Here is a 24,110-nt window from a genome sequence, read left to right on the forward strand (position 1 = left end):
TGCTAAACTGCCGAAGCGGTCGGATTCCGGCTGATTCGATGGATATTTGGCCTTTTATCCCTGATCCGGCGAGGTGTCATGCATCAACCGGTAAGCGGGAATCAGCCGGATGGTTTTGCCCTCGGTGCTCAGGGTATCGGCCTGATTGCGGGTGATGATGAGGCCTTCCTGCAGCCCAAAGTAGTTCAGGGCTTCGATGAGGCCGCCGGTTTCCCGCTTCAGGTTGTCGGGCGTTAGTTCTTCGCAAGCCTGAATGACTGAGGTGCAGCTTCCTTTTTCGAATACCACAAAGTCGCATTCCTGCTTCTCACGGAAGTAGTAAATTTGAGTTGGTCCGGCCCCAGCCGCTCGTCGCAGGTGCAAATAAACGGCATTTTCAAGCCTTCGTGCGCGGTCAGCGCTGAAGCTCAACGAGTTAGCGCGGATAAGACCGGTATCAATGGCATAAATCTTCCGTGGATTTGCTGTACGGGTTTTCGCAGACCAACTGAAGCGCTGCAGCTGGGAAAACAGCCAGGATTCTTCCATCCTGTGCAAGTAATCAGAAGCTGTATTTGCTGCGCCCATCCCAAACTGTTTTTTCAGGCTGTTGTAGGTTGTTTCTTTACCCGTGTTGGTGATCAGAAACAGCGCCATTTCCATGAGTACCTGCGTGTTCCGGATACCATGCCGAATCGCGATGTCGCGCAGCAAAATATCCTTGAACAAATTCTGGAGCACGGCAGGATCTTTTTGAGTGATAAACTCCGGGAAACCGCCTGTTTCGAGATACGCATCGAAACTGTCTGCTGAAGGGTTTAGGCCAGCAAATGAGATAAACTCGCTGTAGCTAAAGGGATAGAGGTCATGCCGGATATACCTGCCGGTCAGACGGGTTCCCAGCTCTGTACTCAGCAGGGAAGCATTGGATCCTGTGATGAAAATTTTACAGCCCCGGTCGTGGAGTTGGCGCACAAACAGCTCCCATCCGGTGATGTTCTGGATTTCGTCAAAAAACCATGTTTGGGTCTGTTTCGGTACGATTTCATCCAGCTTTTGAAAATCGCCTGCTTCAAAATCAAACAGACGGGAGTCTTCAAAATTGATGTAAATGGAATCGGGATAATGCGCCTTTCGGATCATCCCCATTAAAGTACTTTTTCCGCATCTTCGAACCCCTGAAACGACTTCAATATGTGAGAGCGCAGGTTTGAATTCAGACGAAAAACTTCGCGGCATGGCATCCTCATACCGCCTGAGCGGCATGCTTTGCTGATCATCCAATACCTGTGCGAGAACCTGCTTTAAAACCATGACGGGAGTTAAGTTTGTATTACTAATATAAGATAGTTTATATTACTAATATAAGATTTGTTGGGGGGATTTATTATCAGCGTTTAATTCTGCACACTTCTGCTCCCTTTAAATGAGGCAATTCCTCTAATTCGGCTAAATTAGAGGAGTTCAACTCCTCCAATTTAGCTGAATTGAAGGAGTTTCTGCTACACCCCTTTCGTTACCTTGCCTTACCTCCCCGATTTGTTATTTTGGCTTGATGTATAAAACGATTCGACTTCCCAAAAAGCAGCTCAAAACCTGATTTCACCACACCAAGAAAAACCATGCCCGTCCTGAAAAACATCGGAATACTCTACACCTGCGCCGCTGAAGGCGGTCAGGCCGATATTCACCCTGTGAAGTACGCCGCGCTGGTGTGGGAGCGGGATAAAATCCTTTGGACCGGTCCTGAGGCCAACCTGCCGGAGCCGTATCACAAGCTGGAGTCGCTCGACGCCGGGGGGAAAATGGTGATTCCGGGTCTTGTTGAGTGTCACACACATCTCGCCTTCGGCGGCTGGCGGGCCGATGAGTTTGAGCTGCGCTCGCTCGGGCGACCCTACCTCGAAATCGCGAAAAGCGGAGGCGGCATCCTGAGCAGCGTGCGGGCTACAAGAGAAGCGAGTCCGGAAGAGCTCCTCAACAAGTGCCTCGGGCATTTACAGGAAATGAAAGCCCTCGGCATCACGACCGTGGAGTGCAAAAGCGGCTACGGACTAAACCGCGACGACGAGCTCAAGGTGCTGCAGGTGTACCGCGAACTCGACCGCATGCAGCCGCTTGATATTGTTTCGACCTTTCTGGGCGCACACATGGTGCCCCCTGAATACGCCGGCCGCCGCGAGGCCTATGTCGCTTTTTTGGTGGAAGAAATGCTGCCGCTCATCGCCGACGCGCAGCTTGCGCGCTTCTGCGATATTTTCATTGAGGAAACCGCCTTCACTATAGACGAGGCCTACACCATCCTCGCCAATGCCATCGACTACGGATTCATGCTGAAACTGCACGCCGATCAGCTCAGTCCCGGCGGAGGTGCAGAGCTTGCCGCGCAGCTCGGGGCCGTTTCCGCCGATCACCTCGAGTACATTTCCGAGGCCGGCATTCAGGCCATGAAAAATGCGGATGTTGTTGCCGTAAGCCTGCCGCTCGCGAGCTTTTACCTCCGGCAGCCGGCCATTCCTGCCCGCAAACTGATCGAAGCCGGGGTTTCGGTAGCCGTCTCCACGGATTTCAATCCGGGCTCGGCGCCAAGCTTTCACCTGCCCGCAGCCATGACGATGGCCTGCACCCTTCAGCACATGAGTCCGGCCGAAGTCCTCAAAGGCGCTACCTTCTACGCTGCCAAAGCCCTGCGCATGCAGGACGACATCGGCAGCCTCGAACCCGGCAAACGCGCCGACTTCGCCCTAATTGATGCGCCGTCTGTTAATCACTGGCTCTATCACCTGCGTCCCAATGCCTGCACGGCTTCCTGGAAAGACGGTATTCAGATTTACGGCCAAAGCATTTAGCGTAAGTATCTATTTACATTTACTATAAGCGAATTAAAACTGGTTCATTAGAACATTTCTATTTTTTTTGGGGAGAATTCCGTGCGCATCACTGGCTGTTTTGCCAACCCGATATATCCCAAACCTACGGCATGCCCCTTGCTTCTTGGTGTTGGGTGAAAAAGTCCGAGCCAGTTTAAGTCATTCCGAACGCTATTCATTTGGTGGGCCCGTATCGAAGCCATTGTGAGAGATCAGGCTGCGTAACCGGAGCGAACGACGAGGCAGGTAATCACCGGAACTTTCATCTCATCAGATCACATTATACGACCCAAAATAGCCTTTTAAGCAGCTCTCATAAATTGTTGTTATCTTAAGAGGCTAAGAAAAAAATCACCTTTTCAGTCTGCTAAATCCGACTATGTCATCACTATTTTCCAGGTATAATGTAATTGTTATCGGCGGGGGGCATGCCGGGAGCGAAGCGGCAGCTGCTGCTGCACGGATGGGCATGCGTACCCTGATGATCAGCATGAACCTGAACGCTATTGGTCAGATGTCCTGTAACCCCGCGATGGGCGGTGTTGCTAAAGGTCAGCTTGTCCGTGAAATCGATGCCCTCGGCGGTATCTCTGGCATCGTTAGCGATCAAACCGGGGTGCAGTTCCGCATGCTTAACCGGAGCAAAGGCCCTGCGATGTGGTCGCCCCGTGCGCAAAGCGACCGCATGCTGTACGCCCAAAAAATCCGCGAACAGCTCGAAGCTATTCCCACGCTCTTCTTCCGTCAGGACAATGTAGTGCACATCCTGATCAACGAAAAGAAGGAAGCCTACGGGGTTGTAACCCAAACCGGACAGGAAATCTACGCGGATGCCGTCATTGTTACGAGCGGCACGTTTCTGAACGGACTCATCCATATTGGCGAAAAAAACTACGGCGGCGGACGCTCAGGCGAGCGCGCATCCAAAGGTATCACTGAGTGCCTCGAAGCACAGGGCTTTGAATCCGGGCGGCTCAAAACCGGAACCCCTCCCCGGCTTGACGGCCGCACCGTGAATTACGACAAGCTCGAAATTCAGTATGGTGATGAGGACCCCTCCCCTTTTTCCTTTATGACGGACAAGCTGCCTTCGATCGAGGAACAACTCAGCTGCTGGATCGGCTACACGAGTCCGGAGGTACACGAGGTCCTGCGCGGGGGCTTTGACCGCAGCCCGATGTTCAACGGCGCGATTCAGTCAACGGGTCCCCGCTACTGCCCGAGCATCGAAGATAAAATCAACCGCTTTGCCGACCGGGACCGCCATCAGCTCTTTCTTGAGCCGGAAGGCTGGAACACCTACGAGATGTACCTCAACGGCTTCTCGACGAGCCTTCCGGAGGATGTGCAGTACAATGCCCTGCGCACCATCGCTGGTTTTGAGGATGTGATGATGATTCGTCCGGGCTATGCGATCGAGTACGATTACTTCCCGCCGCATCAGATTCACCGCAACATGGAAACCAAGCTTGTTGCCAACCTCTTCTTTGCCGGGCAAATCAACGGCACAACCGGGTACGAAGAGGCGGCCTGTCAGGGACTCATGGCGGGCATCAATGCCGCGCGCAAAGTCCGGGGCGAGGATGAGCTTGTGCTCTCCCGTTCGCAGGCCTACATCGGCGTACTGATCGACGACCTCGTGAACAAAGGCACCGAAGAGCCTTACCGCATGTTCACTTCCCGGGCGGAACACCGCATCCTGCTGCGTCAGGACAATGCTGACCTTCGCCTCACCCAAATCGGTCATGAAATCGGTCTTGCTACCCCCGAGCGGTACGAGCGCTACACGAAGCGCCGCGAAGACATCGATCATCTGATGAAGATGTTCACCGATCACAGTGTGCGGCCCGAGGTTTACAACAGCCTGCTCGAATCCCTCGGCACAACGCCGCTGCGTCAGACGATCAAGTTCCCGAACCTCGTAACACGTCCGGAGCTGAGCCTTGCGCAAATGCTGGAGGTTGACGCCGAACTCAAAGCTAAAGCTGAGGCTATCACAACATCCAAAACCGAACTTGAACAGTGCGAAATACAGTTCAAGTATGCCGGGTACATCCAAAAAGAGTACGAAATGGCGGATGAAATGAGCCGGAAGGAGAACATGCGCATCCCTGAAAAAATCAACTATGACGGGATTCACAGCCTCTCCACGGAAGGCCGCCTGAAGCTGATGAAGGTGAAACCGGAAACCATAGGTCAGGCCGGACGCATCAGCGGCGTGTCGGCAAGTGACCTCGCGGTACTCATGGTCTATCTCAAAAATTGACCGAAATTGCCTACCTTTAAGCGCCGGAGCAGCACGTCTGTTTCGGCGCTTTTTTTATTTTATGACGGATGATGACCTGACTGTCCAAACCCTTTTCTCCATGATGCCTCACAAAATAGTACCCAAATTTTTCTCAGACGAAATGCTCGAATCGGTCAACAATCTGATTGAAGCCAACGAGCCGCTGCTCAGTCAATATGCCGAACAATTGCTGTGGTGGAATGAAAAAGTGAACCTGCTCAGCCGCAACTCCGACATGAAAGCGGTGGAGAAGCACATCGTACACAGCTTGTTTTTAGGTGTAGTCGGCAGCTTCGCCCGTGAAAAAGCATTCGTGGATATCGGCAGCGGCGGCGGACTCCCGGGTATCCCGCTCGCGATTTGCTTTCCGGAGAAAAAGTTTGAGCTGCTCGACCGCACCGCCCGCAAGTGCGCAGCGATGAACGACATGATTGGTCAGCTGGACCTGAAAAACGCAACGGCACATCACACAGAAGCCGCTATGTTTCACGTGAAACATGAAAGTTTTGGCTGGACAAGCAAACACGCCATTAAGCTCAGCGAGTATGCAGGTCTGAGCGAAAAGTATCCTGCGGCCAAAGGCTATTTCCTAAAGGGCGAGGACTACAAGGAGGAACTAAAGGAAGTAAATCTCCCTCTGAAGGTGCTCGAATTCAAAATAGACGATTATCTGACGGATCCTTTTTATGACGGGAAACGGGTCCTGATTCTTCAGCAGCTCAACGAGACGGAGAACAGCTAAGCTACCGTCTTGCATCTGCGAGCCCATTTTATTTGAGTATCTTACAATGAGGCCGCACAAAGATTAAATTCAATCAGGGAACCAATGAACTCAACAGAAAGACGACTCAACTTGCTTCTTTTGCTTCAGAGTAACAGAAAATGGACCGTTGATGACATGGCGGAACATTTTGGCGTGAGCCGCCGCACGATTTTCAGAGATCTTGCTTCTTTCTCTGAGATCAATTTGCCTGTTACCTATGAAAAGGACGCGGGATATAATATGATGAAGGGCTACTCCATCCCCCCTATCATGTTCTCGCCTAAAGAGCTCGCCATCATTCAGATTGGTCTGTCTTTTGTTGACTCACAGGTTGATGAAACCCTTGTCAAAGATTCCAGGGCGGTTCAAACTAAAATCGACAGCGTACTGCCGACCGAAGAACTCAAGAACCTAATGGCTGACCTGGGCAGGAAAACTATTGTTGACCCCTACAAAATGTACGCCGCAGAAAAGCGAAAAGGCGGCGACTGGTTCACGCTCGCAAACAGTATTTCACAGTACTTCGAGGTCAGCTTCACCTACGCGTCCCTGAAAGACGGCGCTGCTGAAAAACGAAGCGTCCGGCCCTATTTGCTCGTCTATTACACTGATCACTGGACCCTCATCGGGTATGATGTGAACCGCAAAGACATCCGCAGTTTCCGGCTTGACCGCATGAAGAAAGTTGAGATGACGGCAACAAAGTTTAGCGGCAACAACATACCCGGCGTGAAATCACTTTTGTTTCGGGTTAAAGAGGAAGCTGCAACAGAAGTTGTGATCCGTGTGAGCGCAGAGGAGGCCGGACGTTTCCGGGGATCGGTTCCGGCACAAATAGAATCTGAAGAAGAGACAGCTGAAGGACTCGTTTTCCGATTCCGGTTTGATAATCTCGATTACATCAACAAATGGCTTTTCACCTTTCACAATGAAGTAAAAGTCATCAAGCCGAAAACACTTATCGAAAAGCGAATACTTCTCATTCAGGAAATGCTCCGCGGTATCTGAGGCGTAAAACAGAGCTTTTCAAAAAGAAAAAGGGGATGTTTCACGTGGAACATCCCCTTTTTCTATTTGGTGAAATGGTGGTTTCAGTTGAATCAGAAATCGAAAACACGCTTGTCGTCCGATGGATAAAGATGCCGGTCAGACGACCATGACGAATCTCCAATCACCGAATACTGCCCTATAGTTTCAATGGCGCTGAGTTCAAGGGTGAGCACGTTGCCGTAAATCGTGGATCCCTTTTGCAGGATAGAATCCTCAGGAAGCTTAATCAGAAACAAGCGTCCATTATGCTGTCTTAGCAAGATGTATCCATGGCTGACATAACGACTTTCCCATACAAGTGCATCGGAATTATTCGAAACTGCTTTCACATCAATGGCAATACATTGGCGTTGGTCGGCTTCTTTGTTTTCATTAAAGGGCCAGTGATTTTCGGATACTATGCTTATATGACGTCTTCCTGCGCTCAAACGCTTTTGAATATCACTGCTAAGTTCAGAATCTAACCCGAAATTTGGCAAATAATCCTTCCATTTGTTGTTAGCCGCAATAATTGAAAACGAACTGCTATTTCCGGTGATGAGGAGCGACAAATCAAACTGCTTGGATGGATATATATTTTCTTTGAGGATATCTGCAAGCTTTTGCTCATTCAGAAACCTTGAAAACAGCCATGGTATAAAGCGGCTAAAAAAACGAATTTTGTTGTTTCCGCTCCAAAACCGCAAATCTATACTCCCCTGACGAACCATTTCATCGAGCCGTAGTGAAAGCTGTCTTGCCGAGCGCTGAATGTCCTTAGTGAAATCAACTTTCCGAACGGGTAATTCTTTCTGACCTTCAAATACCGGATGAGATTTGTTGAAATTTGCGTCAAAATAGAGAAAGTGGAAGGAAGCCCATTTACCACTTGCAAAATCTGCACTTCGGGCATATTCACTGACAAATCCGGCAAAGGCAAATAGCGGTGATCCCTTCAGGTTTAAAGGTTCGATAGTATACCCGGGTTCACTGTCTGATAGTTCAACTTTATGGGGACTTATGCTTATAAGCTTTGCTCGGTTATCTACCCCTTCCATATCCATCATAATATCAAGGCGCGAAAGCATCAGCAGCTTGTACCATTTTGCAGCAATGCCGTCATCATCTGAAAACAACCAGTCTGAGCCATCATCCAACCACCTCAAAAATTGATTTGTCTGGTTAGCGAGCTCATCGAATTTGGGCTTTGTCTCAAAAATAATCCGTTTGATCTCATACTCAAGATTTGTCTGAACTGATGCAAGTTTATCCGAAAGCCGCTTTATCTCTAATTGCTTTGAACACTCTTTTGCAAGCAGTCTTAGCTCTGATTTATCGGCGACGTTACCTAAGGGCATCTTCACAAAATCATCTCTGTAAGCCTTCCTTAATTTGAATTCATCCCATTTTGCAAAAACTTTATCCGCTTCATTAAGCCGTGCCTGATTCTTGATCGCCAAACCAATTGCAAGTGCGGTATCTTTCAAACCTAATACACTTCCTTTTTTTCGAAAAGCATTTTGTTTCTTGTTTGAACCAAAACGACTATACATACTCAAGCCGAGCGGAATAACATCATCGCTCACGCTCGGATCTACAAATAACACGCGCCGATCATATTCGACTTGCGTTTTCCGCATATCCTGATAGTAGGCTAACCTGAATGCTTCCCGCAAAGGCTCATTATTGAATACACCTCCGTCTATATATGTGAAAGGGTAGCGATCTTTAGCATAGCTACCGACCTTGTTTATGTTTTCAGGAAGGCTATCAATCTGTTCCGGTCAAAGATTCTCACCAAATTCACAACGATGTCGTTCCAATAAAACGGGCCTAAATGCAACGGGAAAACAGCCGCAGGCAATCGCTGTTGCTGAAATGGTTTGCCAACTGCTTTTGTGACTGATGTTTTCGAGAATATGTTTTTCGCTTTGAGTATCAGCTTCTCCCGTGTGAAGTCTGTACCAGCGTTTAGGTAAACGTTGGAGCTCATCCTCATTTAAAGCGTTAAAATGAATATCGAAAACGCGCATATCACGATGGATGAAGGATCGCAGCGCATCGTTAAGAGCAATGTTGGCTTTATCCTCCAGGCGTAGCTGATACTGTTTCCGGCCATCAGCCACAACAGGATTGAGCCGGGAAAGAGAGCAAGCAAACGTATCACTCTCAACAAGGAAACCCGAAGGATTTAAGGTTCCAGTGTATCCTTCTTCTCCGGGTGAAAGGAAACGTGCTGCGATGTCTTCATAAGTCTTCAGGTAAAGAATTGAAGGATCATGCTCCATGCGCGCAATATCAAACGGAAGCTTGTCTCTTCTAAGCAGGCGCTCCAGATTAACTGTTTTAACCCATGCCTGCTCCTGAAGATGCTGTGCGTACTGAATCAGCAACAACTGCATTTTTTCCTGCTCGTTTGCTTCTTCCAGCAGCTTACTCAGATTTGCACCAAATTCAGTATGAAGACTATTCCAAAGTTGTTTATGCGGTGAAGAATATTCATCGAAAACAGTTTCATCAGGCGCTGTAAAAGCCTTTAGCATCACCGTAAGCGCCAACGCCCCCGCGCTTGCACCGCTGAAGGCATCTATTATGATGCGATTGTAATAGTGCTGGTTCTTTTGTTTCTTGTTAATTAAGTTATTAACAAACAACAACTTAATAGTCTATGTTAGCGCGCCGCCGCTGAAGGTACCAAGGGAAACGCCCCCTCCCATTGCCATTGCCAGTCGAAGTTCTCGTGCCATATATGTTTGTTTTTTAGTTGTTTAAGATTAATAGGCACTTCAAACTACTAAAAACAAATCAAAATGCCGTGCTTTATTTAATAAAGTGGCAAAAACCGCATATTCATGCAGTTAGTAGCAAAACACTGGCGCTGAATTACTTAGCCTATTACTCTCCTGTTACCCGTCCGCAGAACAACCTCGTGCCATACAAGCCCAAGGGCAATAAAAACAATACCTAAGAGAATGATTTCGGGCTGAATCCAAAAAGCAAGACCCAGACATCCTGTAAACCCTAATACCGGTATGATGCGGGGATAAAGCCGACGTTCAGCGGGGAGCAGAAAGGCGCTCAGGTTGGTGATGCTGTAATAAATAAGCACTGTGAAAGCGCTGAACGACCAGGTAAAGCGGATGTCGCCGCTCAGCACAAGCAGGGTGATGATGATGCCGGTCAGCCATACGGCCATGACCGGACTTTTCGAGACGGGGTTGATTTCAGCTACTTTCTGCGGCAGGTCTCCCCTTCTTGCCATGCTGAGCATTACCCGGGAAAGCCCCAAAACCAGATTGAGCAGCACGCCTGCCATAGCGGTCACTGCAGCAAGGGAAACGATGAGGCCAATCAGAGGCAGTTCGAGGAGCTGTGCTACGACCATCAGTGGGGCGGCTTCTCCATCGAGAGTCTGCCCGAAGGCCTCAGCACCGAGCGCTTGAAGCGCGGTCAGGGTCACAATCCCGTACAGCAGCACAATCACGATCATGGCAGTGACAATCGCCTTTGGGATGGTTTTTCGGGGTTCGGCTACTTCCTCGCCCAGGGTTGCGATGCGTCCGTAGCCGGTGTAGGCCACGAACATGAGCGCGGAGGCGAATAAGAGGGAATCTATCTCTAAGCCTTCAAAAGCAGCAGATATCGGCTCTGTTGGGAGACCGTTCACAAAAAAGCCGGCTACGACCAGAACAGCGAGTCCGAAAAGGGTGAAGCCTACGATCATTTTATTGGCTGTATTGCTTCGGCTGATGCCCCCTGAAACCAGTGCCGTGAGCAGCAGCAAGATTCCGAGTGATAGCCCCACAAAGAGTACCGGACCCGCATCAATCCCAAAAGTATAGAGCAGATAGCCCGCGCTGCCCAGGGCCGCCGTTGCCGCAGATGCCGATTTGGCTGTGAGAAACATCCATCCTGCCGTAAACCCAAAACGGGAACCCAGCACGCGATTGGCGTACTCGTAAGTGCCACCGCTCACCGGGTAGGCTGCCGCAAGCTGCGCGCTGCTGAGTCCGTTAAGTGCCGCAACAATCGCCGCAATAAAAATGGCAATGACCACCGCATTGCCGGCAATCTGTGCCCCGAGGGCGATACTCACAAAAAGGCCGGTTCCGACAATGGAACCAAGGCCCATCAGCACGGCGCCCGGCGTCCTGACGGATCTGCTTAGTTCAGACATAAAGACAAATTGATGTTAGGCAGGTACAGTTTAACCTGATTGATAAGTACCGAACCGGCGAAGATCAACCGACCAGTACCCGCCTCCCTTGATGAATAAAAAGATGCTGCCCGCAAGCATGGCGAGGTCGTTGCGGGACTCATGTAACGCGCTCAAAAGTCCGTAGTGTTCCAGCTCGCGCAGGCTGAAACCCCAGAATCCGGTACCCAGCAAAATGGGCAGCTTGGTGGTAAACAAAGCGGTCAGCATGATAATGATGAGCGGAACTGCGGCATAGCGGGTCATAAATCCGGCCAGAATCAGCAGGCCACACAGCACCTCCATGCCGCCCACAAAGTAGCCGTTAAATTCCGGAAACGGGATGCCAATACGTTCAAAACGACCCGCGCCCCGGAGTTCAGCCCAGATAAACTTTTGGAGCCCTTCGCTCACAAAAACAATCCCGACAACCAGCCGGATAAGTATGGTTGCCTTGTCGGTATCGGTTTTCAGAAGTTCCATAGCCCAAGGGTACGGATTCGATGTGAAATTAATATTACCCATTGCAGCTTAGCGTAGCATTAGTCTTCATTGCTGAAATCACCGCGGTCATACCGGGCGAAATAGTCTTTGGCAGCCGCTACAACCTTAGGTGCGAGCAGAATGGTCGAAAGCATGGTAGGGATGGCCATCATCGCAAAAGCGCTGTCCAGAATATTAATCACCGCCCCTATAGAAAGCACCGAACCTACCACAATACTTAAGGCATAGAAATAATTGAAATATGGTTTCTTGTCAGCACCGGCCAGAAAACCCAGACATTTGGAGCCGTAATAGGAATAGGTGAACATCGTAGTCAGTGCAAAAATGGAAACGCATACAATGAGAATAGGAACGCCAATTGTAGGCAATCCAACCGAAAAGGCCATAGCCGTGAGCGTTACGCCATCCGTATCGGTATTGAGCCATACGCCGGTTACGAGAATAGCGAGGGCCGTCATGGTACAGACAAGCAGTGTATCAATGGCGGGCTCGAGCATGGCAACAAGACCTTCGCGTACAGGCTCGTTGGTTTTGGCCGCACCATGCGCCATGGATTCGGTTCCAATCCCGGCCTCATTCGAAAAAGCAGCGCGGCGTACCCCGATGATGATCACCGCGCCGACTGCGCCGCCCAGGAGCGATTCCGAGTTGACATACTCCCCCCGAAACGCATCGCTCACAATCAGGCCGAGATAGTAAGGAACGACCTCAATATTGATGATGAGGATATACACCACGCCAATCACGTACAGCACAACCATGAACGGCACGAGCGTAGCCGCGACCGTACCAATGCGCTTGATGCCGCCAAAAATCACCAAAGCCACTATACCCATCAGGATGAGACCGGTAATTAAATCCGAGGTAAAATGCGCCTCGGGACTCACCACGGCCATCGGCACGAGTACGCTGTCGCGGATAATTTGCGTGAGCTGATTGGCCTGAAACATCGGCAGACAGCCGAGCAGCCCGCAAAAACTAAAGAAGTACGCCAGGGGCATCCATTTCTTACCAAGGCCTTCGCGAATAACATACATCGGACCGCCCTGAAGCTTGCCTTCACTGTCACGCCCGCGGTACATGATGGAAAGCGTACAGGTGAAGAACTTGGTCGCCATGCCGACCACCGCGCTCACCCACATCCAGAAAATGGCACCCGGGCCGCCCATGGTGATGGCCACGGCAACGCCCCCTATGTTGCCCATCCCGACAGTCGCCGCAAGGGCCGCGCTCAGCGCCTGAAAATGATTGATATCCCCCTCCGCCTTAGGGTCGTCGTACTTGCCGGTCAGCACCCCAACCGCATGACCAAAGTACAGGTAGGGTTTGAAGCGCGACATGATGACAAAGAAAATACCTCCGCCCACAAGCAGGGCAACGAGCGGCGGACCCCATGCGAGATTCGCAATGGTGCCGGTCAGTTCCTCAAAACGTTCGAACATAAAATTGATTTAGGTAGCAGTAGTGAGCAGAAAAGGGATCAAGTCCTCATTAATGAATCCGATGATACCATATTGAGCTTAAAAACGAAACAGAACACCTAAATTAAACAGAAGTACCTTTAACTGAGCTTCTTTAAAAATCTTTCCAACTTTGTTAATCAGCTTTTCGGAGACCCTGACTATTTCGGACTTTCCTGACAGTTTTCACAGAGGTAAATCCTGCGGCTGTTCATGGCTGTTTTGAGGATTTCATTGCCGCAATGATAGCAGGGTTCGCCCTCTCTTGCAAAAACGAAATGCCGGTAGCCCCTGCGTTTAGTACCGGCAGCTTTGGCCTGCGCTACACGGACTTCATCCAGCGTAATTCCTTTGGTTTCAAATGCCCGATGACTGATCAGAAGCGCCGTTTCAGCAAACTTTTGGAGGCGCACTGAGCTGAGCTGAGATGGTTTTTCAGAGGGATGAATGCCGCTGCAGAACAAAATTTCCGACCGGAGATAGTTGCCGACACCCGCAAGAAAATGCTGATCAAGCAACAGCCCGGAAAAAGCGCGGTTTCGGAAGGAAGTATGCTGACACTGTGCAATCACATCATCGATGGAACACCGCAGCACATCCGGCCCGATGGCGCTCAGGTAGGGGTGTGTTTTGATGGATTCACCATCCATCACATCAATTTCGCTGGCACTGTAGAGAAGAGCAGTATGATGAGCAGTCTGAATTTCAAGCCGCAGACTCCGGCTGATATTCGGGTACTCCCCTGCCTTTGCGATGTACCAGCGCCCGTACAGCTGATTATGGCTGTAAATGTGAGTGTCTCCATCAAAAGATATTACGAGTCCTTTACCGTAGGCCTGTACGTCGAGGATTTTCTTTTCGCTCAGCTCGCGCTCAAAAGGCTTCAGGTGCTCATGGAAAAACCAGCTGTAGGTGCAGGATTTACCCGCCAGTACTTTCCGGATTTTTTGGGCTTCAAGATGAATTTCGGGTCCCTCGGGCATAGTTTTATTTCGGCAGGCTTGGATTGACGTAATTAAGTATGCCCTCCAAACCGGGTCTCCCTAACACTTCATTCCCGGTTAACGGTACCTGCCGTAGTATTGGCAGCATGCACCTTCGGGAAAAAGACGGAAAAAGTTGTCCCCGAACCCGGCTCACTTCTGACCTCTATATGTCCGCCCATGCTCTCAATTTGATTTCGGGTAATAAAGAGACCTATCCCCTTTGAATCCTTGTTCCTGTGAAAGGTTTTATAGAGTTTGAACAGATTATCACCGTGTCTTTTCAGGTTGATTCCGAGACCGTTGTCCTCAATATAAAGTACCGTATAGGGTCCTTTAACAGCGGAGAACAGTTTCACATAAGAAGCCCTTTCTTCAGATCTGTATTTGATCGCATTGGTTAGGAAATTGAGCACAATGCTATCCAAATAAGCCGGAATACCGTTTACATGCACACTAAGCGGTATAAGATTGATGATTTCGACCCCGGCTTGCTCAGCAAGTACCCTGACCTGACTAACCGTTTTGGCTACAACAACACCCAGACTAAGCCTGTGAAGCTGATTGTTATTCTCGAGGGTTATTTTCGCAATATCCTCAAGGTTGGAGATGGTCTCCGTCAGGTTTTCGGATACTTCCGCCAGGTAGCTAAACATCTCATTTTGGGCTAAAGAAGGATTTTCTTCAGCCATCATATCAAGTAAGCCTTTCAGGTTTGATGCATGCGAGCGCAGGTTGTGGCTTACAATGCCTGAAAAGTTTTTGAGCTGCTCGTTTTGTCGCTTGGTGATGCTAATGAGTTGCTGCTGCTCAAGTTCAGCTTTCTTCCTCACCGTAATATCCTGAACCGTACCAAAAATCCGGACACACTGCACCTTATGGTATTCAGCCATGACTTTGCAGTTAAGCCATTTCTTCTTTCCGGTCGGAGTCAGGATTTCAATTTCACGTCCCAGACTATTTTTCTTTTCATTTTTTATGCTGTCAAAAATTTCCTTCAGCCCGCCTGTTTTTTCCGGAGAACTGAGCCGCTCAAGTGTGAGCCGGAAATCAGGTTCAGTCTCATCTGTTTCCTCAATAATAGTTTTGAACGTTTTTGACCAATAGGTCCTGTTTTCCAGAAAATCATGCTCAAAGAAACCTACAAGGGCTATTTCGTTGGTTTGCTGCAGTGCTTCTTTGGTTCGTGTGAGTTTTTGCAGTGCTTCGAATTCATCTGTAATATTTCGCACGAGTGCAATTACTTCTTTGTGCATGTAGGGTGCAATTCGCGCCTCGAAATACTGCAGCTGACCTTTAATCTGCAGGTTGTACTTAATCAACTGCAGCTTCCCTTCATCTACAGCTTTACGAATAGCCTCTTCAATCTTGACGCCCGTGCTATTTGCCAGAACTTCTGATACCCGCTTTCCCAGCATATCGGACTTGTCATACAAAAGCTTTTTATCTTCTGAGTAGTTGACAATGTCGATATAAGTACCATTATAATCACAATGAATTACAAGGTCAGGCAGTGCTTCTACCATCGACCGTTTGAACTTTTCATTTTCAGCAAAAGCCTGCTTATAAGACCTTCGCCTTTTGATGCTGTTTTTTTCTGATTCTGCAATACCAGCAATAAATGAGAGATCCCCGGAATCGGGATTTTTTCTTACCATCACATGTACAAAGCACTCCATCAGAAGACCGGTTTTGTGCCCCAAAACCAGTTTTTCCGATACGGGAATATCCTGAGTACCAGCCTTCAGATAATCCAGACGCAGTTTTTGTAGCGCATCTGTTAAGCTGCCTGCCGTAGTCTCATCCAGCGCTGCAGCCCTCGGGGAGACAAAACACATTTCATCCTGGAGGCTGTTAAAAAAAACTACTCCTCCGACGCCAAAGTCTAATGTGAAATCAAAAAGTTTCGGATCTTTTTTTAGTGCGTCAAAGAAAAACGCTTCAGCTTGTTTATTCATAGTGAATTATAGTGCATAAGCCGTATGTGCGTTCAATGGTGTAATAAAGTCTTTTATGTATAGGTAAATCACCCAAGATCTGCGCATCTGCCGGACTGACAGAAAACAATATACTGCCGATTAAATTTATTTTTTAGTGCAAACCAAAAGCTCAAAACCGCCGGTTTGCGCTTTCACTTCGCAGCTAAACCACTGCTGCAAATGTGTGCTATAATTCAGATGCGTCCCCGCTACTACCCAGAGCGAACCGCCGGATTTCAGTTTTTTTGACGCCTGCTTAAACAGGCTCAGACTGACTTCAATGTTGTTCTCGTGTTCCAGGTGTGCAGGGGGATTGGTAAGTATCACATCAAAAAAATCAGACGGGAACATATCGAGACCGTCATAGTGATGTACCATGGCGGCTTCACCGAGGTTCAGCCGTGCAGATGCGCAGGCGAGGAAATCGTCATCGAGCGCATGCACTTCCCGGTCAGCGGAAGGAAGCAGGGTGACGGCTTTGGCGATCACGCCATTGCCACACGCAAGATCAAGTATGGTTCGGTCGCTTTCTTTCAGTTCAAGGTGAGCAATCAGTAAAGCGGTGGCTTCATCAACAGCATCCGCCGAAAAAACGCCGTAATATTGTTTTAGGGGGATGGATTCTTTGTCCTGAACAAGATGTGCGGGTAGCTTCCAGCTGATTTCTTTAAGGAGGGCTTCCATCCCGGCGTCTTCAGACAGCTCAGGTTCAGCAGGCTTTGGACCCTTTAGTTTCAGAACTCTCGCTTTCTTTACAGCAAGGCTTTGCTCGGCATGTTCAAAATACCGGGCGCTGATTTTGAGCATTTGCGGCGTAAAGTGCCGTGTCATGAAGCCTGCAAAAACCTGAAAATCCGGATTTCCTTTCGATAGCAGCCATGCATGGCGCAGGTAAAGCTCGAACAGCTCCAAAGATTTGGGAACCTTCATCAGTGCCAGGGCAGGGACTGAGGCTTCATCCGAAACCTGAAGCGGATTGATCCAGCGGCTGTCTTCAAGGGGAAGATTGTTCTGCGTCAGGTTTTGGCGCATGGCTTTATCCTGACTGCTGTAATTGACAACGCACAGGGGTTTCCAGCTATGGAGGACCGTGCTCAAAAATCCGAAGCGGTCGTGGTACAGAACGAGTCCGAAATCAGCGGGAGAAAAGTCGGGTTGCTGACGAAGCGCCTCAAAATGACTCATTAACAGCTCATCGGCAGCGCTCCAGCTCCGGAGTGATCGGTTGGTAGTTTCAGGATAGCGCTTAAAGTGCCAGGACTTTCCCTCGTTTTGATAGACAGCCATATTCAGTTTTAACCATGATATTCTAATAATTTAGTAAGTTACCATTACTGTATCTGCAAACCGAATTTTTATTCGTAAAGGGTTGAGATATACAGACTCGTTGTTTGCACAAATCCTTCTATATTTTTTATCACACCTCATATAGATATGCCTTTCTTTACTCATCGGTTTAGCTGATAGGCTTCGAGGTATTTGTAGCCGTTTCCGGTGTTAAAGAGCACAATGCGCTCGTCTTTTCCGATGTTGCCTTGTTGAATCAGTTCCATCATCGCGGCAAAAACGGCGCCGCCTTCCGGAGCAGGAAAGATGCCGGTGAGCCGCGCCATTTCGTTGCTGTAGTGCATCATGGCTTCATCGGAAATCGCAATAGCGGCGCCTTTGCTTTCTCGGATGGCGCGCAGCATCAGGAAATCACCTACAGCGGCAGGCACCCGGAGTCCGGAAGCGCAGGTATGTGCTCCTTCCCAGTATTCGGCATGGGTTGTACCTTCTTCCCAGGCCCGCACAACCGGCGCACAGCCGGCTGCCTGAACCGAAATCATCCGCGGCCGCTCTGCACCGATCCATCCCAGCTGCTCCAGTTCGTCGAAGGCCTTCCACATCCCTATCAGACCTGTTCCGCCACCGGTAGGATATAAAATCACATCCGGCAGGCTTCCGCCAAACTGCTCAAAAAGCTCGTATCCCATCGTTTTTTTGCCTTCGAGGCGGTACGGTTCTTTTAGGGTTGAGACATCAAACCAGCCTTTTTCGGCTTTGAGCGAGCCCACGATTTTTCCGCAGTCGCTGATGAGTCCGTCAACAAGCACAACCTCGGCGCCCGCTGATTCACATTCCTGCCGGAAGGCAAAGGGGGTATCTCTTGGCATGTAGATGTGGGCCGAAACGCTGGCAAGTGCACAGTATGCGGCAAGCGCGCCGCCCGCATTTCCGGCAGTGGGGATGGCAAAGGCATTCACACCCCGCTCAAGCGCGGCATTTACGGCGGCTGCGAGTCCCCGCGCTTTGAAGGAGCCGGTCGGATTCACGCCTTCATCTTTGATAAATACCTGCGGTGTACCAAAGCTTTTCTCAAAACGGACAGCGTGTCGCAGGGGCGTGCCGCCTTCGCCAAAAGTAATTAGCTTACTTAGGTCTTTTTGGGGCATCATTTCGTGGTAGCGCCACATATCGGTGCGGCGCCCGGGCAGATTCTCCGGCCTGAGCGTCTGTCTCGCCTTTTCAATATCATAGCGCGCAAGCAGCGGTGCGCCGGCGGGACTCAGGTTTTGTACCGCTTCGGATGAGAAGGTTTCGCCTGTTTTGGAGCATTCAAGATGGGTGAGATACATGTGCTTATTTAATAGTGTGATGGATGGGTTTAATTTTCAGAGAATTCCGCTGCACCAAAAGATGAGAGCATCGCAGGCGTAACATCGGTTATGCTTTTCACTTCAGAAAAATGACCTGCAAGCGGACCTTTAGCGATGAGCGGGACGGGGTTTCGCGTGTGCGTTTTGCGGCCCAGATCTTCCAGGTTGCCGTGATCGCTGCTGATCAGCAGGGTGTGTTCGCTGAGATTATTGAGCAGCGGAGTAAACACCTGATCGAGCCTGTGCAGGGTTTCAAAAGCGAAGGATGCATCCTGTTCGTGCCCGGCTTTGTCGGTGAGATAGTATTCGAGAAACAGCAGATCTGTTTCAGCAGCTGCATTCAGGATGATTTCTGCTACGTCGGTTCCGTCCCGTTTCGGGAGGTTAATGCCGAGTTTTTCGCGCCAATAATCGCCAAAAAGTTCGGCGGTGATCGCTTTCCCGGCCATGACTTCAGCAGTTGAATTCAGCTCATGACCCGCATTTTTCACCATATAGGTCGATGAACTCCAGCGCTTTGTTTTTTCCGCCCGTTCAAAAAATACCGGCGGATAGGCATTGAGGAAACGGGCGCGCTTTCCCGCGTTATGCAGTTTATTGAAAAAACTTTCTGTTTTTAGAAGAGGCCTGATCTTGGAATGCGGGTAAGGTCCGAAATGCCTGCCAACGACTTTTGCCGCATTCTGACCGGTAAACAGCGCGGTTTGTCCCGTACCGCTTTGAGGTAAGCCTTCAATATCGAGATTGGCGTCAATGCCGCTTATTAGGTGATTTTTATCTGTCGGGAAGGTTTCACCGGCAGTAAGCGATCGCCCGTTCAGGAGCAACTCCCAGCCCGGCAGTTTATCAGCAAAGCGCGAAAATGGATTAGAATCGGCAGCGGGCCCGATACCGATTCCATCGATAAAAATGAAAATAAGACTCATGTAAAGATTAACTCTATCTGCCCTTTGCAAGGCATTAGTCAGGATTTTTCTCTCTGTCGATGATGATGGTGACGGGACCATCATTCACAAGTTCAACCTGCATCATAGCGGCAAATTCCCCGGTTTCTACTTTTCCTGCGAAATTTGAGCGGGTATAGCTCACAAAATAATCATACAGCGCTTCAGCTTTATCCGGCTGTGCCGAAGCAATGAAGCTGGGCCGGGTTCCTTTCCTGACATCACCATAAAGCGTGAACTGCGATATGATCAGAATGCTGCCCCCGGTATCCTGCACGGAGCGGTTCATCTTTCCCTGATCATCCGGAAATATGCGGAGTCGCATCATTTTATCAGCCGCCCACTCCGCTTCTGCCTTTGAATCCGTTTGATGCACGGCTGCAAGCACAAGTAAACCGGGTCCGATCTGACCCGCAATTTTGCCTTCAATGGTTACCGAAGCCGACGATACGCGCTGTACTACAAGTCTCATAACCTCAATTTTAGTGTTGGAAAGTGTGTGGGTAAGTAAGCGGTTTTTCGTGGAAAACCGAAACCCTGATTTTTCCAAAAAAAGTTATCCTTTGTTTCAAACAGCAGAAATTTCGTTTTCCACCGGTATCGAAAAGAAACAGATGTGTTAAGACTTATCGACATTATTTTCAACAAAGGGTGTCGATAAACGGGTCAAAAATGTGAAGAAGATCGCCAAAAGCAACAAAAACAGTAAGCTGGTTTATCCACAATATTATCCACATATCCACAATTAGTTTGTGTTTTGTGATGAAAACCACATTTTCCACATATCCACCAAACCTACCACATCTACGAATTTTATAAATTAAATAGCTTAACAGTAGAAATACCCTGTGGAAAGCTTTTTAAATTTTAGCTCATTTAGGGCTTACAGATCTTTGAAATGAGCTGTACCTTTTAGAGAACCAAAACCCACATCCAAATCACAAATGAAAAAACCGATCAGCTATAAAGACAGCGGTGTTGATGTTCAGGCCGGAGAAGCGCTCGTTCATTCGATTAAATCAATGGTTAAAAAAACACATGGGGTGGAAGTACTAAGCAACATTGGTGGATTTGGAGGATTATTCAAACCGGACTTCCGTAACATGAAAAATCCGGTACTGGTAAGCAGCGTTGACGGGGTTGGTACCAAGCTCATTGTAGCTTTTAAAATGAAAAAATATGATACCGTCGGGCAGGATTTGGTAAACCACTGCGTAAATGACATTGCCGTGTGCGGAGCTGAGCCACTTTTTTTTCTCGATTACTTCTCAACCGGAAAGCTTAATACCGACACCGGGTTTAAGGTGATCAGCGGATTCGCTAAAGCCTGTCGTGAAAATGGCTGCGCTCTCATTGGCGGTGAAACTGCCGAAATGCCCGATATCTATAAAGACGAAGAGTTTGATCTTGCCGGTACCATTGTTGGGGTAGTTGATGAAGAAGAGATCATCACCGGTCAAAAAATTAAAAAAGGGGATTTACTCATCGGGCTGCCCAGCAATGGACTGCATACCAACGGCTATTCTTTGGCCCGAAAAGTTTTATTCAGCACGTATGATGTTCAGGATACGCCGGATGGCTTCGATCAGTGCCTGGGTGATGAGCTGCTGCGCATTCATAAATCTTACCTGCCGGTCATCAGACTGCTAAAAAAGATGGAAGGCGTGAACGGATTTTCACACATCACGGGCGGAGGAATTATCGGGAATACCAAGCGGATCATACCAAAAGGGCTTAAAGCGGAGGTAAAATGGAACAGCTGGGAAAGGCCAAAGCTATTTAAACTGATTCAGGAACTCGGAAATGTAGAAGAAGCCGCTATGCAGGAGGCGTTTAATCTCGGAATTGGCCTGATAACGGTAGTTTCGGAAAGTGCCGCTGATTCCGTACTTTCAGCCCTGAAAGAAGCCGGTGAAGCTCCGGTAATTATGGGAACAATTACAGAGGCTTAAATAAATTTCCGGTTATCCGGCAGTATTCTGAACTATTTTATTCGACTTAACTTAAGAGATTTTTTATGGCAAAAGTACATTTGCTGGAAATAGCACACGGACGCAGTGGCGATAAAGGAAACGGCAGCAATGTCGGCATCATCGCACGTCACCCGGAGATTTATTCCTTCCTGGTGGAAGTTCTTACTTCTGAAAAGGTTAAAGAACACATGAAGCACGTTTGCAAGGGGAAGGTTGAGCGGTATGAAATGCCCAATATTGGTGCGCTTAATTTTATTCTGCATGAAAGCCTCGGCGGCGGCGGGACCGTATCCCTGAAACTCGATGCTCAGGGCAAAACCCATGCTGCACAGGTCCTTCGAATGAAGCTTGAGGTGCCGCAGCATCTCCTTAATTTGGCCAAAAAAGAAGAGCGTCAGGCAGCATCATAAAATTTAAAAACCAGATGGGACTTTAGATGATCCCATCTGGTTTTTCTGTTTGCTTCAGAATTTCACCCACATTACCTGCCATGGCTGAAGCGTAATGCTTTGAGATGTTATGGTAGCCCCTGAAATCAGTTCCGTTGCATTGGTGACATCATAAGCTGAAGGGATGTTCCATGTAACCGGATTTTCAGTTACGTTTCCGATGATAATTAACTGATCTCCTTTTTTTGGTGCATTACGCCACATTGCAAATATTTCAGAGGGCGAATCAAGGACTTTTTTACCGCCCTGTGGATCAAAAGAAGGCTCACTAATCCGGATTTTAAGGAGCTTTTTCCATGCGTCAAGTACAGTTCCATGATGGCTGTCAGCATTTTTAAGCTCTTTATTTAATTCATTAATATCCCATTTCCGCCGGTTGATAGACCTTGCCATACCGGTTTTTGCTACATTTTCATGGTCGTTTTTAGTTCCAAGAAGGCTGTGAATATAAATAGCCGGAACACCCCTGAAGCTGAGCATGAGGGTTTGAGAACAGAGAAATTTCCGGATCTGTACCGAAATATCATCTGTTTTTATATCCTTGAACGCATCAAAATAGGTGATATTCAGCTCATAAGGCGATTTAGTACCGTCTCCGTTTTCTTTGTAAGAAACATAACCGCCGCGTTTTACGGCCGCATTAATAATCTTATTGAACTCTTCATCGGGTACCAGACCTTCAAGCGGTCGAACCCCAATACCATCATGTGAAGCTGCAAAGTTAAAATAAGTACATCCTTCCGGCGGTGTACTCAGATTCCTGGACCAGTCAGATAAATAGGAAGCATTCTGGGTAATAATCGCATGATAAAGCAAGGGAGGAAGAGAGAAATTATAGACCATGTGTGCTTCATCGCCATCCCCAAAATAACTGATGTTTTCCTTATGCGGGACGTTGGTTTCAGTTATGAGAACCGTATCAGGCGCTAAAATATCAACCACATCACGGATAAGCTTAACCACTTCATGGGTTTCGGGAAGGTGAATACAGCTTGTACCGATTTTTTTCCAAAGAAAAGCAACGGCATCCAACCGGATTACCCTTACCCCCTTTTCCAGATAAAAAAGTAAAATATCGAGATACTCAAAAAGAACATCAGGATTGCCGAAATTAACATCAACCTGATCTGCACTAAAGGTCGTCCAGACATGGTAAATACCCATTTTAGTTGCAATAGGACTTAGAAGAGGTGTACTTCTTGGCCGGGTTACCATCCGGACATTAGAATTGGGATCAACAATATGGAAAAAGCTGGCGCCCGGCTCTTCGCCCCTTAAAAAATTCCGGAAATAGCTGCTTTCACTTGAAACATGGTTAATAACCAGATCAGCCATAACCCTGTAATCCTTTGAAAGGGTAGTTACATGATCCCACTTACCGAGGTCTTCTCTGATCTGTCGGTAGTCAATTACTGAAAAGCCGTCATCGGACGAATAGGGAAAAAAAGGAAGTATATGAAGATTTTTGATAAGGTGACTAAAGTGCTCATTCATAAACTCATGAAGTACTTCAAGCGGATACCTGTCTTCATCTTTTAGTGAATCACCATAGGCAATGACGAATAAGTCTTTGTGTGAATAGTATTTTTTCTTTGAGCTGCCATTGGATGACTGCAGTCCGGCATAGGATTCAATAAGTTGAGATAGTCTGTTGCTTAGCTCTGCGGTATTAAGGTCGGGATAGATAAATTGAAGTCGCTTTTCTAAAGTCTGCGCCTGTTTTTTTGTAAGAATCATAAAAAGTAATAGGTATTAGTTTAAATATCTGTTTATAGCTTTAGAAGAAAGATATATTTTTATTTTAATGTCCTATTATTTCATAAAGCTGTTTATCTCAAAAGTATAAATAAAGAATAATCAGCACTTATATTCGATATATAGGTATATCCCCTTAAATAAACAGTAATAGCGGGAATAATCAAGTAGCGGCTGTAATGTGTTTGGTCTGCACCTGTAAGAAACAACAAAGGCCGCCCTCCGGCAGCCTTTATTTTAAGTTTGCACCTTATTATGCACCTATATATTTATATGCACCTATAATTGTTGTTTGCTTTAC

General features: G+C 48.2%; 19 protein-coding genes. 6 read left to right on the top strand and 13 right to left on the bottom strand.

Annotation, left to right across the window (positions count from 1 at the left end):
- Window positions 1-54: 54 nt before the first annotated feature.
- Window positions 55-1,293: an ATP-binding protein gene (locus CYPRO_RS00915; protein ID WP_114982713.1), complete on the bottom strand. Its 1,239-nt coding sequence runs from the start codon at window positions 1,291-1,293 to the stop codon at window positions 55-57.
- Window positions 1,294-1,601: 308 nt separating this feature from the next.
- Here CYPRO_RS00915 and hutI point away from each other — a divergent pair, with 308 nt between their 5' ends.
- The 4 genes from hutI to CYPRO_RS00935 all read left to right on the top strand — a co-directional run bounded on the left by hutI (window position 1,602) and on the right by CYPRO_RS00935 (window position 6,907).
- Window positions 1,602-2,828 (top strand): imidazolonepropionase, encoded by a 1,227-nt coding sequence (hutI, locus tag CYPRO_RS00920; protein WP_114982714.1) that lies wholly within the window; start codon window positions 1,602-1,604, stop codon window positions 2,826-2,828.
- A gap of 400 nt (window positions 2,829-3,228) precedes the next feature.
- Entirely contained in the window at window positions 3,229-5,115 is a 1,887-nt protein-coding gene (gene mnmG, locus CYPRO_RS00925; RefSeq protein ID WP_114982715.1) for a tRNA uridine-5-carboxymethylaminomethyl(34) synthesis enzyme MnmG, read from the top strand.
- Between the two features lie 100 nt (window positions 5,116-5,215).
- Window positions 5,216-5,878 carry a 16S rRNA (guanine(527)-N(7))-methyltransferase RsmG gene (gene rsmG, locus CYPRO_RS00930; protein ID WP_164682426.1) on the top strand — a complete coding sequence of 221 codons (663 nt, stop codon included), beginning with the start codon at window positions 5,216-5,218 and terminating at the stop codon, window positions 5,876-5,878.
- Between the two features lie 84 nt (window positions 5,879-5,962).
- Entirely contained in the window at window positions 5,963-6,907 is a 945-nt protein-coding gene (locus CYPRO_RS00935) for a helix-turn-helix transcriptional regulator (RefSeq protein WP_114982717.1), read from the top strand.
- A 92-nt stretch (window positions 6,908-6,999) separates the two neighbouring features.
- Here CYPRO_RS00935 and CYPRO_RS00940 read toward each other — a convergent pair whose 3' ends face one another.
- The 11 genes from CYPRO_RS00940 to dtd all read right to left on the bottom strand — a co-directional run bounded on the left by CYPRO_RS00940 (window position 7,000) and on the right by dtd (window position 20,104).
- Window positions 7,000-8,568, bottom strand: a complete 1,569-nt coding sequence (locus CYPRO_RS00940; RefSeq protein WP_114982718.1) for a hypothetical protein — start codon at window positions 8,566-8,568, stop codon at window positions 7,000-7,002.
- 144 nt (window positions 8,569-8,712) lie between these two features.
- Entirely contained in the window at window positions 8,713-9,582 is an 870-nt protein-coding gene (locus CYPRO_RS00945; RefSeq protein ID WP_114982719.1) for a hypothetical protein, read from the bottom strand.
- Between the two features lie 233 nt (window positions 9,583-9,815).
- Complete coding sequence (locus tag CYPRO_RS00950; RefSeq protein ID WP_114982720.1) at window positions 9,816-11,105, bottom strand: APC family permease; 1,290 nt, start codon at window positions 11,103-11,105, stop codon at window positions 9,816-9,818.
- A 30-nt stretch (window positions 11,106-11,135) separates the two neighbouring features.
- Complete coding sequence (locus tag CYPRO_RS00955) at window positions 11,136-11,606, bottom strand: DoxX family protein (RefSeq protein ID WP_114982721.1); 471 nt, start codon at window positions 11,604-11,606, stop codon at window positions 11,136-11,138.
- Between the two features lie 59 nt (window positions 11,607-11,665).
- Window positions 11,666-13,069, bottom strand: coding sequence for an alanine/glycine:cation symporter family protein (locus tag CYPRO_RS00960; RefSeq protein ID WP_114982722.1), 1,404 nt, complete (start codon window positions 13,067-13,069; stop codon window positions 11,666-11,668).
- A gap of 179 nt (window positions 13,070-13,248) precedes the next feature.
- Complete coding sequence (gene nei / locus CYPRO_RS00965; RefSeq protein WP_114982723.1) at window positions 13,249-14,070, bottom strand: endonuclease VIII; 822 nt, start codon at window positions 14,068-14,070, stop codon at window positions 13,249-13,251.
- A gap of 68 nt (window positions 14,071-14,138) precedes the next feature.
- A complete protein-coding gene (locus CYPRO_RS00970) occupies window positions 14,139-16,028 on the bottom strand; it encodes a PAS domain-containing sensor histidine kinase (protein ID WP_114982724.1) in 1,890 nt (629 codons plus the stop codon).
- A gap of 126 nt (window positions 16,029-16,154) precedes the next feature.
- On the bottom strand, window positions 16,155-17,336 hold the full coding sequence (locus tag CYPRO_RS00975; RefSeq protein WP_114982725.1) for a class I SAM-dependent methyltransferase: 1,182 nt from the start codon (window positions 17,334-17,336) through the stop codon (window positions 16,155-16,157).
- A gap of 161 nt (window positions 17,337-17,497) precedes the next feature.
- On the bottom strand, window positions 17,498-18,667 hold the full coding sequence (locus CYPRO_RS00980; RefSeq protein ID WP_114982726.1) for a threonine synthase: 1,170 nt from the start codon (window positions 18,665-18,667) through the stop codon (window positions 17,498-17,500).
- A 29-nt stretch (window positions 18,668-18,696) separates the two neighbouring features.
- Window positions 18,697-19,614 carry an alkaline phosphatase family protein gene (locus tag CYPRO_RS00985; RefSeq protein ID WP_114982727.1) on the bottom strand — a complete coding sequence of 306 codons (918 nt, stop codon included), beginning with the start codon at window positions 19,612-19,614 and terminating at the stop codon, window positions 18,697-18,699.
- 34 nt (window positions 19,615-19,648) lie between these two features.
- Window positions 19,649-20,104: a D-aminoacyl-tRNA deacylase gene (gene dtd / locus CYPRO_RS00990; RefSeq protein ID WP_114982728.1), complete on the bottom strand. Its 456-nt coding sequence runs from the start codon at window positions 20,102-20,104 to the stop codon at window positions 19,649-19,651.
- Between the two features lie 472 nt (window positions 20,105-20,576).
- Here dtd and purM point away from each other — a divergent pair, with 472 nt between their 5' ends.
- Together purM and CYPRO_RS01000 are read left to right on the top strand one after the other, a co-directional pair.
- The gene (gene purM, locus CYPRO_RS00995; RefSeq protein ID WP_114982729.1) at window positions 20,577-21,584 is read left to right on the top strand and encodes a phosphoribosylformylglycinamidine cyclo-ligase; all 1,008 of its coding nucleotides are present in this window, start codon (window positions 20,577-20,579) and stop codon (window positions 21,582-21,584) included.
- 65 nt (window positions 21,585-21,649) lie between these two features.
- Window positions 21,650-22,015, top strand: coding sequence for an AtuA-related protein (locus CYPRO_RS01000; RefSeq protein WP_114982730.1), 366 nt, complete (start codon window positions 21,650-21,652; stop codon window positions 22,013-22,015).
- A 54-nt stretch (window positions 22,016-22,069) separates the two neighbouring features.
- Here the strand turns inward: CYPRO_RS01000 and CYPRO_RS01005 are convergent, their stop codons facing one another.
- A complete protein-coding gene (locus CYPRO_RS01005; protein WP_114982731.1) occupies window positions 22,070-23,791 on the bottom strand; it encodes a sugar phosphorylase in 1,722 nt (573 codons plus the stop codon).
- Window positions 23,792-24,110: the final 319 nt, after the last annotated feature.

The organism is Cyclonatronum proteinivorum (assembly GCF_003353065.1).
GTDB lineage: Bacteria > Bacteroidota > Rhodothermia > Balneolales > Cyclonatronaceae > Cyclonatronum > Cyclonatronum proteinivorum.

Coding starts and splice junctions, on each gene's coding strand:
- CYPRO_RS00955 (WP_114982721.1), bottom strand. CDS start 11,606: ATGGAACTTCTGAAAACCGATACCGACAAGGCAACCATACTTATCCGG.
- CYPRO_RS00975 (WP_114982725.1), bottom strand. CDS start 17,336: ATGGCTGTCTATCAAAACGAGGGAAAGTCCTGGCACTTTAAGCGCTAT.
- CYPRO_RS00960 (WP_114982722.1), bottom strand. CDS start 13,069: ATGTTCGAACGTTTTGAGGAACTGACCGGCACCATTGCGAATCTCGCA.
- CYPRO_RS00915 (WP_114982713.1), bottom strand. CDS start 1,293: ATGGTTTTAAAGCAGGTTCTCGCACAGGTATTGGATGATCAGCAAAGC.
- hutI (WP_114982714.1), top strand. CDS start 1,602: ATGCCCGTCCTGAAAAACATCGGAATACTCTACACCTGCGCCGCTGAA.
- CYPRO_RS00985 (WP_114982727.1), bottom strand. CDS start 19,614: ATGAGTCTTATTTTCATTTTTATCGATGGAATCGGTATCGGGCCCGCT.
- nei (WP_114982723.1), bottom strand. CDS start 14,070: ATGCCCGAGGGACCCGAAATTCATCTTGAAGCCCAAAAAATCCGGAAA.
- rsmG (WP_164682426.1), top strand. CDS start 5,216: ATGATGCCTCACAAAATAGTACCCAAATTTTTCTCAGACGAAATGCTC.
- dtd (WP_114982728.1), bottom strand. CDS start 20,104: ATGAGACTTGTAGTACAGCGCGTATCGTCGGCTTCGGTAACCATTGAA.
- CYPRO_RS00980 (WP_114982726.1), bottom strand. CDS start 18,667: ATGTATCTCACCCATCTTGAATGCTCCAAAACAGGCGAAACCTTCTCA.
- mnmG (WP_114982715.1), top strand. CDS start 3,229: ATGTCATCACTATTTTCCAGGTATAATGTAATTGTTATCGGCGGGGGG.
- purM (WP_114982729.1), top strand. CDS start 20,577: ATGAAAAAACCGATCAGCTATAAAGACAGCGGTGTTGATGTTCAGGCC.
- CYPRO_RS01005 (WP_114982731.1), bottom strand. CDS start 23,791: ATGATTCTTACAAAAAAACAGGCGCAGACTTTAGAAAAGCGACTTCAA.
- CYPRO_RS00935 (WP_114982717.1), top strand. CDS start 5,963: ATGAACTCAACAGAAAGACGACTCAACTTGCTTCTTTTGCTTCAGAGT.
- CYPRO_RS01000 (WP_114982730.1), top strand. CDS start 21,650: ATGGCAAAAGTACATTTGCTGGAAATAGCACACGGACGCAGTGGCGAT.
- CYPRO_RS00940 (WP_114982718.1), bottom strand. CDS start 8,568: ATGCGGAAAACGCAAGTCGAATATGATCGGCGCGTGTTATTTGTAGAT.
- CYPRO_RS00950 (WP_114982720.1), bottom strand. CDS start 11,105: ATGTCTGAACTAAGCAGATCCGTCAGGACGCCGGGCGCCGTGCTGATG.
- CYPRO_RS00970 (WP_114982724.1), bottom strand. CDS start 16,028: ATGAATAAACAAGCTGAAGCGTTTTTCTTTGACGCACTAAAAAAAGAT.